Consider the following 15920-nt stretch of genomic DNA (forward strand, 5'->3'; position numbering starts at 1 on the left):
CACCGTCACTCGCCGGGGGTGGTCCGGTCCTCCGGTGTGCCGCCGTGCTCGCTCCACGCGGGCTTGCCGCCGGCTGCGTTCGACGTGACGCTCGTCCCGAGGATGATGAACCGCGCCTCGGTGTCGGTCCTCGGGCAGTGTTCGATCCCTCGCTCGACCACGAACAGGTCGCCGGGTCCGAGCACGACGTCACGGTCCCGGAGCTGCACCGTCAGCGAACCGTCGACCATGACGAAGGTCTCGTCCTGGTCGTCGTGTGCGTGCCACCGGGTCGAGCCAGTGCCCTTCGCGACCTTGATCAGGGTCCCGTTCGCCGTCGCGAGGGTGCGTTGCGACCAGAACTCCGTCAGGTCGTCGAGCGCGTCCGTGTAGCTCACCTTGTCGTCCATGTGCCGATCCTCCCGCACCGGACGCACCGGGCAAGGGCCGCCCGGGCGTGGGTGGCCTGCCATCACCGTGCGATCGATCGGACCCAGGAATCGGCCTCGCCCTGCGACCGGACCCGCACGACACGCAGATGTGGTTGCGTGCGTTCGACGTCCGCCACCCGTCGGCGGAGGACCGCGCGCGCACGCCACCCCCAGCGCACGATGTGGTCCGGGTCGGTGAAGAACGTCCACAACGACGGCTCGACGTTCCCGTTCCAGAGCGCTTCACGACGGAGTCGTCGACGGAGCGTGCGGCGGACGAGCCGTCCCATGTGCACCCAGACCGGGAAGTCGAGCCACACCATCGTGTCGGCCCTGGCCTCGAGCAGGTCGCCGAGCTGCGACGAGTAGGACCACTCCGTCACCCACGACGGCTCGCTCGTGAACGTCTCGACATCGCTCCGGAACTCCGGCCGCGGGACCCACCCCGGACCGTGGAACAGCGCGTCGACCTCGGTGTGCCGGATCCCGGACGCGGCCTCGTTCCGGCGCGCGATCGAGGTCTTGCCCACACCGGAGGGTCCGGCGACGACGACGCGGCGCGGCGATGGCGACAACGGGTCTGCCGGTCCGAGCATCCGACCACCATGGCAGGAACCGACGGCGGACGGAAGGGACGCGCGGCCGCTTCGACCCCGCGCGTGGTCACGGCGGTCACCGGCTGCTAGTTTTTGAACGTGTTCGAAAATGAGATGCAGCCCTCGACGGCTCCGGATCCGGATCCGACGCCCCTGCCGAAGCGAGAGCGGACGCGAGCCGCCATCCGCGCAGTGGCGATCCGGTCCCTCCGCGAGAAGGGGTACGACGCCACCACGATGCGCGGCATCGCGGAGGAGGCCGGGCTGTCCGTCGGGAACGCGTACTACCACTTCCCGACCAAGGACCACCTCGTCCAGGAGCTCTACCTCGACGTGCAACAGGCGCATCGGCAGGTCGCCGTCCCGCTCCTGGCCGAGACGGACGACCTGGCGGCACGGATCGGGATCGTGGTGCGGACCGGGCTCGCGAACCTGACCGAGTACCACGCCATCGCGCCGCAGTTCCTCGCCGCCGCGTTCACCCCGGACTCGCCCGTCAACCCGCTGTCGTCCGAGTCGACACCGGCCAGGGACCTCGTGCTCGGCACCTTCACCGACGCGGTCCGCGGTGCCCGCCAGCAGCTGCCGTCCGACCTCGCCGGGGACCTGCCGACGGCCCTGTGGATGGGGTACCTGCTCCTCGCGCTCTTCTGGACGTACGACCGGTCCCCCGACCAGATGCGAACGACCAGGCTCGTCGACGCCATGCTGCGCGTGCTGCGGTTCGCGCTCCCGCTGTTGCGGCTCCGCCCGTTCCGCCTGGCCGTGACCGAGATCGTCGGCATCGTCGCGGGGAGGGTGTCGTGAGTGCCGGCGTGGCTGCGGAAGCCCGGACAGCGACGGCTCGATGGACATGGGCGGACAGTTGGCGCCTCGAGCTCCGCGCGTACTGCTGGATGATCGGCCTCACGATGCCCGTGAGCAGCATGCTCGTCGTCGTCCTGGTCGCGATCCTCGTCCCGAGCGCGGGCTTCACGCTCGGGGAGAGCCCCGGATCGTTCGTCGCCAGCGCAGTCGGGTGGGCGGCATACGCGGACGCCTTCGCAGTGCCCTGCACGTTCGGAGCGATGATCGTCGCGCTGCCGCTCACCTACGGCGTCGGTCGCCTGTTGGATCCCGCGCGATCCCGGTCCGCACACGTCGTCGCGACGTCCTCGCTCGCCGGGACACTCGCGGCGGTGCCCCTCGTCACCATCGGGCGTCCGAGCGATCCGGACTGGTGGCTGGGCTTCACCATCTTCGCAGCGGTGAGCATCGCGGCCGGTTCCGCGGGCGCCATCGCCTGCCGGAGGTACCGGTCGATCTCTTCCCGGTCGGTCCTCTCGGCCTGAGCATCCTTCGTTCCCATGGCCCATGCCGAGCAGCCGGGTTTGCGACCGACGCGACCACCCGACGGGCTGGAGGGACGGGTCGGCCCCGCACCGTCCCTCCAGGCCGGCGGTACCCGCTCGCACAACGCGATCCCCACCACACAATGCGATCACGGTGTGTGGTGGGGATCCGGTCGTGTCGTGCCGGCTGGCCGGCCTACGCCTGCGCGCGCTCCAGGACCAGCTCACGGACGCGTGCTGCGTCCGCCTGGCCCTTCATGGCCTTCATCACGGCGCCGATGATCGCACCGGCCGCCTGGACCTTGCCGTCGCGGATCTTCGCGAGCACGTCCGGCTGTGCCGCGAGGGCCTCGTCGACCGCCGCCGTCAGCGCACCGTCGTCCGAGACGACCTCGAGACCACGGGCCTCGACGACCTCGGCCGGGGAGCCCTCCCCGGCGATGACGCCCTCGAGCACCTGACGTGCGAGCCGGTCGGTGAGGTCGCCGGACTCGACGAGCGCGATGACCTCGGCGACGTGCGCCGGGCTGACGAGGTCGCCCGGAGCGGTCTGCTCGCCGTCCTCCTGCTGTCCGCGGGCGTTCGCGATCCGGCTGATCTCACCCGTCCACCACTTGCGGGCGGCCTGCGGGGCGGCACCTGCGGCGACGGTCTCCTCGACCTCCGTGAGGAGGCCGCTGTTCGCGACGTCCTGGAACTCCAGGTCGGCGAAGCCCCACTCGCCCTTGAGGCGGCGTCGACGCGCGACGGGTGCCTCGGGCAGCGCGGCCCGCAGCTCCTCGATCAGCTCCGGGGCGGGCACGACGGGGAGCAGGTCCGGCTCCGGGAAGTAGCGGTAGTCGTCGGCGTCGGACTTCGGGCGCCCCGCGGATGTCCGCCCGGTGTCCTCGTGCCAGTGCCGGGTCTCCTGCGTGATGCTGCCCCCGCCGGCGAGGATCGCGGCCTGCCGCTGGATCTCGTAGCGGACGGCGCGCTCGACGGCGCGGAACGAGTTGACGTTCTTCGTCTCGGTGCGGGTGCCGAGCTTCTCCTGGCCGCGGGGCCGCAGCGAGATGTTCGCGTCGCAGCGGAGGTTCCCGCGTTCCATGCGTGCCTCGGACACCCCGAGTCCGCGGACGATGTCGCGGATGGTCTCGACGTACGCGGCGCCGAGCTCCGGCGCGCGGTGCTCCGTGCCGAGGATCGGTCGCGTGACGATCTCGACGAGCGGCACCCCGGCGCGGTTGTAGTCGACGAGCGAGTACTCGGCGCCCTGGATCCGACCCGTGGCACCGCCGACGTGCGTCAGCTTGCCGGCGTCCTCCTCCATGTGGGCCCGCTCGATCGGGATCGTGAAGACCGTGCCGTCGGCGAGCTCGACGTCGACGGAACCGTCATGCGCGATGGGCTCGTCGGACTGGGAGATCTGGTAGTTCTTCGCGAGGTCCGGGTAGAAGTAGTTCTTCCGGGCGAACCGCGACGACTCCGCGATCTCGCAGCCGAGTGCGAGCCCGATGCTGATCGAGTACCGGACCGCCTGCTCGTTGACGACGGGCAGCGACCCGGGCAGCCCGAGGTCGACCGGGGTCACGTTCGTGTTCGGTTCGCCGCCGAAGAAGTTCGGGGCGTCCGAGAACATCTTGGTCGCCGTCGCGAGCTCGACGTGCACCTCGAACCCGAGGACCGGCTCGAAGCGTTCGAGCGCCTCGTCGTAGTCCATGAGTGCGTCCTTGGCCATCAGACCACGCCTTCCTCTGCTGCCGCCTGCTGCGTCTGGTCCAGGTCCGGGGCCTGGGAGATGAGCGTGTGCCCCCACGAGTCCTCGAGGAGCCGCTCGAGTGCCGCGCCGTACCGGTAGAGCCGGACGTCCTCGTGTGCGGGTGCCATGAGCTGCAACCCCGTCGGCAGGCCGTCCTCCGGTGCGAGCCCCATCGGGATGCTCATGCCGGGGATGCCCGCCAGGTTCGCCGGGATCGTGGTGAGGTCGTTCAGGTACATCGACAACGGGTCGTCGATGCGCTCCCCGATCGGGAACGCGGTCGTCGGGGCCGTCGGGCTGACGATCAGGTCGACCTGTTCGAAGGCCGCCGCGAAGTCGCGCTGCACGAGCGTCCGGACCTTCTGCGCCTTGCCGTAGTAGGCGTCGTAGTAGCCGGCGCTCAGCGCGTACGTGCCGAGGATGATCCGACGCTTGACCTCCGGACCGAACCCGGCCTCGCGCGTGGCGGCCATGACGTCCTCGACCGTGCCACCGTTCGGCGGGGTGACCCGCATGCCGAAGCGGACCGAGTCGAACTTCGCGAGGTTCGACGAGGCCTCGGCCGGGAGGATCAGGTAGTAGGCGGCGATCGCCGACGCGAAGGCCGGAGCGTCGATCTCGACGACGGTCGCACCGGCGGACTCCAGCAGCGCGACGGTCTCGGTGAACCGCTGGGTGACACCGGTCTGGAAGCCGTCGCCACCGAGCTCGGTGACGACGCCGACGCGGACACCGTCGAGCACGCCCTCCTGCAGTCCGTCGCGGGCGGCCGCGGCGAACGACGGCCAGGCATCCGTGAGCGACGTGGAGTCGTGGGGGTCGTGTCCGGCGATGACGTCGTGCACGAGCGCCGCGTCGAGCACGGTGCGGGACACCGGTCCGATCTGGTCGAGGCTCGACGCGAGAGCGATCGCACCGTACCGGCTGACGCCGCCGTAGGTCGGCTTGACGCCGACGGTCCCGGTGACGGCGCCCGGCTGCCGGATCGACCCGCCGGTGTCGCTGCCGAGGGCGACGGGTGCCTCGAACGCCGCCACTGCCGCAGCGGACCCGCCGCCGGAGCCGCCGGGGATCCGGTCGAGGTCCCACGGGTTCCGCGTCGGACCGTACGCGGAGTACTCCGTCGACGAGCCCATCGCGAACTCGTCCATGTTCGTCTTGCCGAGCGGCACGAGGCCGGCCTGCCGCAGCTTCGTGACGACGGTGGCGTCGTAGGGCGGTACCCAGCCTTCGAGGATCCGCGATCCGGACGTCGTCGGCATGTCCTGCGTGCAGAGGACGTCCTTGATCGCGATCGGCACACCGGCGAGCGGCCCGAGAGCGTCCCCGGCGGCGCGGCGCGCGTCGACCGATCCGGCGACCGCGAGGGCCTTGTCGCTGACGTGCAGGAACGCGTGCACGTCGCCGTCGACCGCGGCGATCCGGTCGAGGTGCGCCTGGGTCGCCTCGACGCTCGAGACGTCGCGCGCCACGAGAGCGTCGGCGAGCGCGGCGGCGGTCATCCGGGTGATGTCGTCGGTCACTGTTCCTCCCCCAGGATCGCGGTGACCCGGAAGCGCTGGCCGTCCGAGTCCGGAGCGCCGGACAGCGCCTGCTCCTGGGTCAGCGTCCGGCCGACGACGTCGGGGCGGGAGACGTTCTGGAGCGGGATCGGGTGGCTCGTCGCGGGGACGTCGTCGGTCGCGACCTCGGCGACGCGAGCGACGCTGTCGACGATCTGCGACAGCTCCCCGGTCAGCTTCTCGATCTCGTCCGGCGTGAGGGCGATACGTGCGAGGTTCGCCAGGTGGGCGACCTGCTCGCTCGTGATGTCAGGCATGCAGCTCCGTCGATCGGTTCGTGGAATGCCACCCAGTCTAGGACGACACCCACGACCCGCCGTCAGCCGGCCGAGGCCGTCGGAGCACCGCCACCGATCATCGCCTGGTCGGGTGCCGGCAGGGCGTCGCCGCCGTAGTGCGCGTCGAGGTACTGCAGCATCGGCTTCGCGACGGAGAACTTCGCGCTGTACCCGGTGTTGCCCCCGGGGAACGACACGTGCGCGAGTCCGACGTTCCCCGACACGTTGCCGACCCAGGTCGCGTTCGTGTACTTCGTGGTCGACGTGACGAGCCAGTTCTGGACGTCGGAGTCCGTCGTCCCGGTCTTGGCGAACTTCGGCACCGAGTCGCCGGGGTTCGCCGTCGCTGCGGTCCCGCCGGCGTTCAGCACCCCCTGGAGCGCCCAGTCGACGGTCCCGGCGACCTGCGCCGAGACGCCGCGGGTGCAGGTCGTCGGCGTCGGGGTGATCGTCGAGCCGTCCGCCTCCGTCACCTTGTCGATCGCGACCGGGGTGCAGACGACCCCGCCGTTCGCGAACCCGGCGTAGGCGCTCGCGAGGTCGATGGGTGACAGGTTGTTCACGCCGAGGATCATCGACGGGCCCTGGAACAGGTCGGAGCTCCCGCCGGCGGTGTGGATGCCCATCGACTCGGCGAGCTGCGCGATCTTGCACAGGTCGAGCTGCTTGCCCATCTGCGCGAATGCCGTGTTGATCGACTCGGTCGTCGCGGAGAGGACGCTCATCGAGTCCGGGACGCTCTCCGCGTTCGCGACCGACCAGTCCTTCGTGCCGGCGAGGCTCTTGCAGGAGTTCCGGAACTCCGATGCCGGGAACGTGTGCTCGGTCGTGGTGACCGACTCGCTCAGCGTGTGTCCGGTCGCGAGCCACTCCGCCAGCGTGAACACCTTGAACGTCGAGCCGGTCGCGAACCCACCGGACTGCCCGTACTCGGAGTCGGCGCTGTAGTTGACGCTCGTCTGCCCGACCGGCGCGGTGTCGGACTGGTTGAACCCGGTGTTCTGGACCATCGACACGATCCGCCCCGTCCCGGGCTCGACGGTGACGTTCGACCCGCCGACGTGCGCCGCGGCCATCGTCGCCGGCACGTACCGGGACAGGTTCGCCTGGGCCGTCGCCTGCAGGTCGAGGTCCAGGGTCGTGTAGATCCGGAGGCCCTTGGTGTCGAGCGTCTCGATGCGCTCGGCCGACGTCGCACCGAAGGCGGTGTCGTTGAGGACGTCGTTCCGCACGTAGTCGCAGAAGTACGCGGCGGAGTACTGCACCGCGGCGGAACAGCCGTTGCTCGTGGCGGTGATCTTCGGCGTGACGGGCTCGGTGAGCGCGGCGTCGCGCTCCGCCCTGGTGATGGACTTGTGCACGTACATCCGCTCGAGGACGTAGTCGCGGCGGGCCTTCGTCAGGGCGTACCCGTTCGCGGACCCGTTCTGGGCATCGTCCGGCCGGTCGATGCGCAGGTTCGCCGGGTTGTTGAGGATCGCCACGAGGGTCGCCGACTGCGCGAGCGTCAGGGCCTTCGCGTCGACGCCGAAGTAGTACTGCGCACCGGCCTGCACGCCGTACACCCGACCGCCGAGGCCGACGATGTTGAGGTACCCGGTGAGGATCTGGTCCTTCGTGTACTTCTTGTTGATCGCGATCGCGTACCGCATCTCCTGCAGCTTGCGCTGCGGGGTGACGTCCGTGGCCTTGCTGTAGCAGTCGTCGATCTTCGCCTGGCTGCCGAGCTCCTCGCACTGCTGCACGAGGACGTTCTTGACGTACTGCTGGGTGATCGACGATCCGCCCTGGACGTCGTGGCCGAGCGCGGTCGACGCCGCCCCGCGGACGGTGCCGACGACGTCGATGCCGCCCTCCTGGTAGAAGCGGGGGTCCTCGGTGTCGATCGCGGCCTGCTTGACCGTGGGCGCCATGTCGGCGGACTTCACACTCGTCCGGTTCTCGGCGTAGAACGACGCGATCGGGATGTCCTGCCCGCCCTTCTTCGCGTAGATCGTCGAGACCTGCTGCGGCGCGTCGACCTCAAGGTAGCTCGGCAGGTCCTCGAAGAACTGCGCGGCGCCGGAGATGCCCTGGCCGGACAGCGCGACGGCCGGCGTCACGGCGATCGCGACGAGGACACCCGCGAGCACGGACATCACCACGAAGGTCAGGAAAGCGGCCGGCCACCGGAGTACACGCATGGGACGACGGTACGAACACCGGCTGTGGCAGGGCTGCCGCGACGCGCCACAACCTGCGACGGACCTCAGGATCGTCGGACGGGAGGCGCGGGGCGGGCGGACGCCGCGCCTCCCGTCCGTCTCGTGGTCGCGTCCGCAGCGCGGTCCGGCGCGACGCTGACCTGCGCGACACGGTCAGGCGCGGTGCGCGGCCGTCAGTCCCGGACCAGGAGGTCCTGCGGACGGACGACGAGGAAGTCCGGCGATCCCGGGCCGTTCCCGTCGTGACCCCCCGCGCCGCCGGGGATCCTCGTCCGGTCCGGCACGAGGTCGCTCCGCCCGATGACGATGAGGGCGATGTCGTGCAGCGACGCGGTCCCGGGCTTCAGGTAGTCGTTGTGGCCTCGCGGACGCCGGAACACGTCGCCGTCGGCGGCCCAGTCCGGCCCGCCGTCGAGGTCGAGCACCCTCGACCCGAAGGAGCGCGAACCCGGGTCGGTCCCGAAGTACCCGGTCCCGGCGATCGGGTCCCACTTCGCGTTCCCGACGAACACCTGGCCCGTCGGCACGGCGAGCTGGTCCGCATGCGCGACGGTGCTCCCCGGCGACCCGATGACGGTGAGGCTGTCGACGTGGATCCGCCCGGTCGCGAGGGCGATCAGCGACGTCGTCGAGCCGTACGAGTGTGCGACGACCGACACCCGCGGCGGGGTCGCGGCGCGCATCATGTCGAGCCCGGTGACGACCCGCTCGAGCCGCGGCGCGCCCTCGTGTGCGAGCCGCAGCGACATCACGCTGCTGAGGTCCGGGGTGTGGTACCCCATCCAGGCGATCACGGCGATCCCCGACCCCTCGCCGACACGGCCCGTGGACGCGGGCGCGACGCTCGCCACCGGGGACAGGGTGGCCTGCTCCTGGTAGAGGTCCACCGCGGTGTCGGTCCAGTCGGCGAGCTGCCCGGTCACCGTGAAGAACATCCCGGGGACGAGCACCGTGACGTCCCGTGCGGTGTCGAGGTCCCCGATCGCGATCGCGACCCGACCGGTCCCGCGCAGGTCGACGGTGAGGAGCGTCTTCGGCGGGTCCCCCGGTTGCTCGTCGAGCGACGCGTCGATCTGCCCGAGCATCGTCGTCATCGCGCCGGGCGTGCCGACGTCCCGGTGCGCGGCACGGACCGCCCGTCGGAGGTACTCGCGGTTCGCGGTGTCCCGGACCGCGTAGGGGATGCCCTCCAGCGTGCCGACGACCTGCGGCGCGTCGTCGAGCATGCGGGTCCGGTCCCCGTCGGACAGTGACGACCACCATCCGGCCGACTCGACCGCGGTGGGCGGATCGTCGAGGATCGTGGTCTGCACCGGACCGTCCTCGCGGACCGCGGCGCGGAGGGCGGCCGACGGCAGCGCGGTCAGTCCGTCGAGGAGCGCACTGCCGTGCAGGGACCGGACGTCGCGCGCGCTCCGCATGCGTGGGCTCGGCGCGTCCTCGCCCGCGGCAGACGAGGTCGACGGGGATGAGGTCGACGGGGACGACGACGCCTGCGAGGCTTGGGACGCCTGCGTCGGTGTCGACGTCCCCGCCGGGGCCGGGGCCGGGGTCGAGGCCGCAGACTGGGTCGAGGCCGGGGACGGGGTCGAGGTCTGGGCCGGCTGCGCGGCCGTCGCGGCGCGCTGTCCCCCGGTCATGACCGGTTCGGAGGCACTCCGAGGAGCCGATGGTGTCCGATCGGCGGTGGGGACGACCGCGGGTGCTGCCGCGATCGTCGGGACCGACCCGACCACTCCGAGGGAGTGGAACGAGGCGGTGAGTAGTAGTGCAGCGAGCAACAGCAAGCTGGTCTCCCCTGGGAAGGCCACCCGTCGTCCCCCTGCAGACGACCGGTGATACCCTCCCCAGTGTAGGGAAACACCCCTCGTTCGGGGTGGACCCGCGTCGAACTGTCCCCCGTTCTGGGTCCAGAAATCGCTCGTGTCGTTGCTGCGCGGTCGCGCCGGTGACGCTACACGGACGGTTCGGGGGCCGGTTCGATGGCCGGCTCGGGGTCCGGGAGTCCGCCCGGCCCCTCGGTGACGAGGATCGCGAACGCCGCCGCGTCGATGATCCGGACACCGAGCTGCTCCGCCTTCGTGAGCTTCGAGCCCGCCCCGGGACCTGCCGCCACGAAGTCGGTCTTCTTGCTGACGCTCGACCCGGCCTTGCCACCCGCCGCGACGATCGCCTCCTGGGCGCCTTCACGGCTGTACCCCTCCAGCGACCCGGTCGCGACCACTGTGAGGCCGCTCAACACACCCTCCGGACCGCCAGCGGCACCGGGGCCCGGGTGTCCGGGCGTGCTCCACTGCACGCCGGCTGCCGCCCAACGCTCGACGATCTCGCGGTGCCAGTCGACCTCGAACCACTCGATCAGGGCGTCGGCGATGATGCCACCGACGCCGTCCACCGCCGCGAGGTCCTCACGCGAGGCGCTCCGGATGGCGTCGAGCGACCCGAAGTGGTTCGCGAGCGCCCGCGCCGCGACGGGACCGACGTGCCGGATGCTCAGACCGACGAGGATCCGCCAGAGCGGTCGGGTCTTCGCAGCGTCGATGTTCGCGAGCATCTCGAAGGCGTTCTTCGACGGGTACCGGCTCGGTGCCCCCGTGAAGTCGGCGCCGCGGGCGTCCGGGTCGAAGGTGGGGTCGGTCTTCTTCCGCGCGCGGCTGAACGGCGTGACGCGTTTCGGGGCGCCGCTGTCGTCCACCTTCGGCATGCCGGTCTCGGCGTCGCGGACGATCACCTCGATCGGCACGATGTCCGCCATCGTCAGGTCGAACAGACCGGCCTCGGTGACGAGCGGCGGTATCTCCGGGGACTGCGGCTGGGTCAGGGCCGCGGCCGCGACCTCGCCCAGGCCCTCGATGTCGAGGGAACCGCGGGACGCGATGTGCTCCACCCGGCCGCGGACCTGCGCCGGGCAGCTCCTGGCGTTCGGACAGCGGAGGTCGATGTCGCCCTCCTTCGCCGGGCGCAGCGGGGTGCCGCACTCGGGACAGTCGGTCGGCATCACGAACTCGCGCTCGGTGCCGTCGCGGAGCTCGACCACCGGGCCGAGGACCTCCGGGATGACGTCACCCGCCTTGCGCAACACCACGGTGTCGCCGATGAGCACGCCCTTGGCCTTGACGACCTGCTGGTTGTGCAGGGTCGCCTGCCGTACCACGGACCCCGCGACCTCGGCCGGCTCCATCGACGCGAACGGGGTGGCGCGACCGGTCCGCCCGACGCTCACGACGATGTCGAGGAGCTTGGTGTGGACTTCCTCCGGCGGGTACTTGTAGGCCGTCGCCCACCGGGGTGCGCGCGAGGTCGAACCGAGCTCCTCGTGGAGAGCCAGGTCGTCGACCTTGATGACGATGCCGTCGATCTGGTGCTCGACGCTCGCGCGACGTTCCCCGTAGTCCCTCACGAACCCGAGGACGTCCTCGATCGCATCGAAGACGCGGAAGTGCGTGCTGATCGGCAGACCCCACGAGTCGAGCAGCTCGTACACCTCGGACTGCGCACGGACGTCGGTGTCGCGCTCGAGCTCCCGGACCGGCCACGCACCGATGCCGTGCACGAGCATGCGGAGGCCCTTGATGCGCTCGACCATCAGCCGGCGTCTTGCAGGGCTCTTGCCGTCCTCCTTCTGCCGGAGGGACCCGGCGGCGGCGTTCCGCGGGTTCGCGAACAGCCGTTCCCCCGCCTCGAGCTGCCGGGCGTTGAGCTGGTCGAACTCGGCGACCGGGAAGAAGATCTCGCCACGGACCTCGACCAGCGCCGGATGCCCGGAGCCCGCGAGGCGGTCGGGGATCGTGCCCATCGTCCGGACGTTCCCCGTGACGTCCTCGCCCACGACGCCGTCGCCACGGGTGGCCGCCGTGACGAGTCGGCCGTGCTCGTACCGGAGGTTGATCGCGAGGCCGTCGATCTTCAGCTCCGTGAGGAACCGGACCCGTTCCGAACCGGCGTCGCGCTGGACCTTGTCCGCCCACTCGGTCAGCTCGTCCGGGCTGAACACGTTGTCGAGACTCAGCATCCGTTCCGCGTGCTGCACCTCGGCGAACTGCACGTTGTCCGCGCGTCCGCCGACGGTCTGCGTCGGGCTGTCGTCGCTCTGGAGCTCGGGGAACCGCTGCTCGACCGCGTCGAGCCGATGCATCATCGCATCGTAGTCGGCGTCCGTGACGGTCGACCCGTTGCCTTCGTAGTAGGCGTCCCGGAGGCCGTTCAGCACCTGGCGGAGCCGGTCGACCTCGTCGCGGGCCTGCCCCGGGTCGAGGTCCGCCGGCGCGAGGGTCTCGGCGGTCCGGTCGTCGGTCGTGCTCATCGGGCGACCACCGGCACGGCGCTCGTCGTCCGGTCGATCGTGCACTGCCCGAGCACCCGGGTCCCGACGTAGACCACGGCGGTCTGCCCGGGCGCGACGCCGGTGAGCGGTTCGTCGGGTGTGACGACCAGCTCGGACGTGCCGTCGGCGCCGTCGGCCACCCGGGCGATCGCGGGCACCGGGTCGGCGTGCGCGCGGATCTGGACGTGGCACGCGAAGGGCTCGGCGGGATCGGCCGGTGCGACACCCGCCCACGTGAAGGAGCGTCCGGCGATCTCGGCGATCGCCAGGGCTTCCTTCGGGCCGACGACGACGGTGTTGTCCTTCGGGCGGACCTCGAGCACGAACCGCGGTCGGCCGTCCGGAGCCGGACGCCCGAGCGCCAGCCCACGACGCTGTCCCACCGTGTAGGCGTGCGCTCCCTCGTGCGCGCCGACGACCGTGCCGTCCCGCTCGACGATGTCGCCCGTCGCGGTGCCGACGCGCTCCGCGAGCCACCCGCGGGTGTCGCCGTCCGGGATGAAGCAGATGTCGTGGCTGTCGGGCTTCTGTGCGACCGTCAGGCCACGCGCGGCGGCCTCGGCGCGGACCTCGGCCTTGGACGGCGTCGCGCCGAGCGGGAACATCGAGTGGGCGATCTGCTCGGCCGTGAGCACGCCGAGGACGTACGACTGGTCCTTGGCCCAGGCAGCGGCGCGGTGCAGCTCCCGGTTGCCGTCCGCGTCCGTGACGATCGAGGCGTAGTGGCCGGTGCACACGGCGTCGAACCCGAGCGCGACGGCCTTCTCGAGCAGGGCGGCGAACTTGATCCGCTCGTTGCACCGCATGCACGGGTTGGGCGTGCGTCCGGCGGCGTACTCGGCCACGAAGTCGTCGACGACGTCGGCCTTGAACCGTTCGGAGAAGTCCCACACGTAGTACGGGATGCCGAGCATCGACGCCGCGCGCTGGGCGTCCATGGAGTCCTCGATGGTGCAGCACCCGCGGCTGCCGGTCCGGAGCGTCCCGGGCATCCGGCTGAGCGCGAGGTGCACCCCGACGACGTCGTGTCCGGCTTCCACGGCGCGAGCCGCCGCCACCGCGGAGTCGACCCCTCCGCTCATCGCTGCGAGCACCTTCATGGCGTCAAGGCTAGCCGCCGCGACCGACACCGTCCCGCGCGGGCGTACCGTTGCACGCGCCATGACGACGCCGACACCCTCCTTCGACTTCCGGGCGGTCGCCCTCTCCGCGTTCCTCCCCGCCACGCTCTTCGCGATCGGCGAGGGCGCCATCATCCCGATCATCCCGATCGCCGCGCACTCCCTCGGGGCGTCGCTCGCGTTCGCGGGGTTCGTCGCGGCGCTCATCCTCGTCGGCGAACTGATCGGCGACGTCCCGAGCGGCTGGGTGGTCGCGGCGATCGGCGAGCGGACCGCGATGATCGGCGCCGCGCTCGTGAGCATCGTCGGGCTGCTCGTCGCCGTGTGGGCGCCGAACGCGGTGGTGCTCGCGATCGGGGTGTTCCTCGTCGGGGTGTCGACCGCGGTGTTCGCCCTCGCGCGGCACGCCTACATGACGACCGCCGTCCCGGTCGAGATCCGGGCCAGGGCGCTGTCCAGCCTCGGCGGCGTGTTCCGCTTCGGCTACTTCGTCGGTCCGTTCCTCTCGGCCGGCGTCACGCACCTGACCGGGTCGTCGCAGAGCGCGTTCTGGATCCACGTGGTGTGCTGCCTCGCCGCGGCGGCGGTGCTGTTCGTGCTCCGCGACCCCGTCGACGGCTCGCGCGGGTTCCGGATCAGGCGCCGCGCCTCCCGTCCGGCCGGGACGGCCCCCGCCGAGCGCCACATGCTGGAGGAGGGCGAGGAGTTCGTCGAGGACGAGGCCGTCGGCCTCTTCGCCACCATCCGCGCCAACGCGCGCGTGCTCGTCCGTCTCGGCAGCGGGGCGGGGCTCGTCGGTGCGATGCGGGCGGGTCGGCAGGTGATCCTGCCGCTCTGGGCGGTCAGCGTCGGGATGGACGACTCCACCGCCGCGCTCGTCATCGGGATCGCCGGTGCGATCGACTTCGCGCTGTTCTACACGAGCGGCCAGATCATGGACCGGTTCGGGCGGCTCGCCAGCGCGCTCCCCTGCATGCTCGGCCTCAGCATCTGCTACTTCCTCCTCGCCTGGAGCGACCACCTCGACACCCGGGTCGTCTGGTTCGTCGCCGTCGCCATGCTCATGTCGCTCGCGAACGGCGTCGGGTCCGGCATCCTGATGACGCTCGGGGCGGACCTGGCCCCCCGGGGACACCCGGCGCCGTTCCTCGGTGCGTGGCGGTTCACGGGGGACTTCGGGTCCGCCGTCGCCCCGCTCGTCATCTCCGGCGTGACCGCCGTGGCGACGATCGCGGTCGCGAGCACCGTGATGGGCGTGCTCGGCATCGTCGGCGCGGGGATCCTGCTCCGCTACGTCCCGCGGTACCTGCCGCGCACGCTGCGCTGACGCGCCCCGCACGGTCGTGCGCCCGCGGACGGGAGGCACGGAACGCCCCGGCAGGTGCGTCACGGCCGTCGGTACACTGACTGCTGCTCGCGGGAGTGGTGAAACTGGCAGACACGCAGGATTTAGGTTCCTGTGCCCCAGGGCGTGAGGGTTCGAGTCCCTTCTCCCGCACGAGCGCCCGTCCGCACGACGGTGCGTCATCCGTGCGGACGATCTTCGGCGCACGAACCCCGACCGCATCGTCCGCTCGATCGCGACCCGGTACCCTCGTGGTGCGGGAAGCACTCCCGTGTGCCGCCGAGCCACCGCTGGGCACCGTCCGCGTGGCCGACGACCGAGAGAAGAGACATGACGTCCGTCCCCCTTGCCCTGCTCCCCTGGCTCGACCCGAACACGATCCTGCACGACTTCGGCGGCCTCGCGGTCTTCGTCGTCTGCGCGATCGTGTTCGCCGAGACCGGCCTGCTCGTCGGGTTCATCTTCCCGGGCGACACGCTCCTCATCATCACCGGGCTCACCGCCTTCGACCAGGGCGGGCACATCGGCGGGCTGCCGATCTGGCTCATCGCGCTGATGATCGGCGCGAGCGCGTTCCTCGGCGGCGAGCTCGGCTACTACATCGGCAAGAAGGTCGGACCGCCGATCTTCGAGCGCAAGGAGAGCGGCCTGTTCTCCAAGGCCAACGTCGACCGGACCAACGCCTTCTTCGAGCGGTTCGGTGCCCCGGCCGTCATCGTCGCCCGCTTCGTGCCCGTGGTCCGCACGTTCGCGCCGATCGCCGCGGGTGTGGGCCGGATGTCCTACAAGAAGTACTCGCTCTACAACGCGATCGGTGCGCTCATCTGGGGCACCGGCGTGACGTTCATCGGCTTCGTGCTCGGGTTCATCCCCCCGGTCGCCGAGTTCGTCCGCAACTACATCGACGTCATCCTCGTGGCCGCCGTCGTCGTGACGGTGATCCCGGCCGTGATCACCTACGTGCGGAACGCCCGGAAGGCCAAGCGCGACGAGGAGCAGGCGGGCTAGCCC

13 protein-coding genes and 1 tRNA gene are annotated in these 15920 nt (G+C 71.1%); 5 read left to right on the plus strand and 9 right to left on the minus strand.

Going from position 1 to position 15920, the window contains the following annotated elements; translation table 11 throughout:
• Positions 1–5: 5 nt before the first annotated feature.
• Positions 6–389 (minus strand): cupin domain-containing protein, encoded by a 384-nt coding sequence (locus ACO0E0_RS09115; protein ID WP_422871091.1) that lies wholly within the window; start codon positions 387–389, stop codon positions 6–8.
• 62 nt (positions 390–451) lie between these two features.
• Positions 452–1006: a P-loop NTPase family protein gene (locus ACO0E0_RS09120; protein WP_422871092.1), complete on the minus strand. Its 555-nt coding sequence runs from the start codon at positions 1004–1006 to the stop codon at positions 452–454.
• A gap of 192 nt (positions 1007–1198) precedes the next feature.
• On the opposite strand from ACO0E0_RS09120, the gene ACO0E0_RS09125 reads away from it, so the two are divergent.
• Positions 1199–1813, plus strand: coding sequence for a TetR/AcrR family transcriptional regulator (locus tag ACO0E0_RS09125; protein ID WP_422871093.1), 615 nt, complete (start codon positions 1199–1201; stop codon positions 1811–1813).
• 104 nt (positions 1814–1917) lie between these two features.
• Positions 1918–2337 carry a hypothetical protein gene (locus ACO0E0_RS09130; RefSeq protein WP_422871094.1) on the plus strand — a complete coding sequence of 140 codons (420 nt, stop codon included), beginning with the start codon at positions 1918–1920 and terminating at the stop codon, positions 2335–2337.
• Between the two features lie 196 nt (positions 2338–2533).
• On the opposite strand, the gene gatB is transcribed toward ACO0E0_RS09130, so the two are convergent.
• The 7 genes from gatB to mnmA all read right to left on the minus strand — a co-directional run bounded on the left by gatB (position 2534) and on the right by mnmA (position 13543).
• The gene (gene gatB, locus ACO0E0_RS09135) at positions 2534–4054 is read right to left on the minus strand and encodes an Asp-tRNA(Asn)/Glu-tRNA(Gln) amidotransferase subunit GatB (protein WP_422871095.1); all 1521 of its coding nucleotides are present in this window, start codon (positions 4052–4054) and stop codon (positions 2534–2536) included.
• Positions 4054–5577: an Asp-tRNA(Asn)/Glu-tRNA(Gln) amidotransferase subunit GatA gene (gene gatA / locus ACO0E0_RS09140; protein WP_422871275.1), complete on the minus strand. Its 1524-nt coding sequence runs from the start codon at positions 5575–5577 to the stop codon at positions 4054–4056. The genes gatB and gatA overlap by 1 nt, the downstream gene beginning before the upstream one ends.
• 17 nt (positions 5578–5594) lie before the next feature.
• Positions 5595–5894 carry an Asp-tRNA(Asn)/Glu-tRNA(Gln) amidotransferase subunit GatC gene (gene gatC / locus ACO0E0_RS09145; protein WP_422871096.1) on the minus strand — a complete coding sequence of 100 codons (300 nt, stop codon included), beginning with the start codon at positions 5892–5894 and terminating at the stop codon, positions 5595–5597.
• A gap of 62 nt (positions 5895–5956) precedes the next feature.
• Positions 5957–8098 (minus strand): transglycosylase domain-containing protein, encoded by a 2142-nt coding sequence (locus ACO0E0_RS09150; protein WP_422871097.1) that lies wholly within the window; start codon positions 8096–8098, stop codon positions 5957–5959.
• A gap of 194 nt (positions 8099–8292) precedes the next feature.
• Positions 8293–9540, minus strand: coding sequence for an alpha/beta hydrolase (locus tag ACO0E0_RS09155; protein WP_422871098.1), 1248 nt, complete (start codon positions 9538–9540; stop codon positions 8293–8295).
• Between the two features lie 533 nt (positions 9541–10073).
• On the minus strand, positions 10074–12422 hold the full coding sequence (ligA, locus tag ACO0E0_RS09160; RefSeq protein WP_422871099.1) for an NAD-dependent DNA ligase LigA: 2349 nt from the start codon (positions 12420–12422) through the stop codon (positions 10074–10076).
• Positions 12419–13543 carry a tRNA 2-thiouridine(34) synthase MnmA gene (mnmA, locus tag ACO0E0_RS09165; protein WP_422871100.1) on the minus strand — a complete coding sequence of 375 codons (1125 nt, stop codon included), beginning with the start codon at positions 13541–13543 and terminating at the stop codon, positions 12419–12421. Before mnmA ends, ligA begins: the two co-directional genes overlap by 4 nt.
• A 61-nt stretch (positions 13544–13604) precedes the next feature.
• Here mnmA and ACO0E0_RS09170 point away from each other — a divergent pair, with 61 nt between their 5' ends.
• From ACO0E0_RS09170 to ACO0E0_RS09180, 3 genes are all read left to right on the plus strand, one after another.
• On the plus strand, positions 13605–14891 hold the full coding sequence (locus ACO0E0_RS09170) for an MFS transporter (protein WP_422871101.1): 1287 nt from the start codon (positions 13605–13607) through the stop codon (positions 14889–14891).
• A gap of 89 nt (positions 14892–14980) precedes the next feature.
• Positions 14981–15062 (plus strand) — tRNA-Leu (locus ACO0E0_RS09175).
• 177 nt (positions 15063–15239) lie between these two features.
• Entirely contained in the window at positions 15240–15917 is a 678-nt protein-coding gene (locus tag ACO0E0_RS09180) for a DedA family protein (RefSeq protein ID WP_422871102.1), read from the plus strand.
• The last annotated feature ends 3 nt before the right edge of the window (positions 15918–15920 follow it).

It is taken from the genome of Curtobacterium phyllosphaerae, from assembly GCF_049341865.1.
GTDB classification, from domain to species: domain Bacteria; phylum Actinomycetota; class Actinomycetes; order Actinomycetales; family Microbacteriaceae; genus Curtobacterium; species Curtobacterium phyllosphaerae.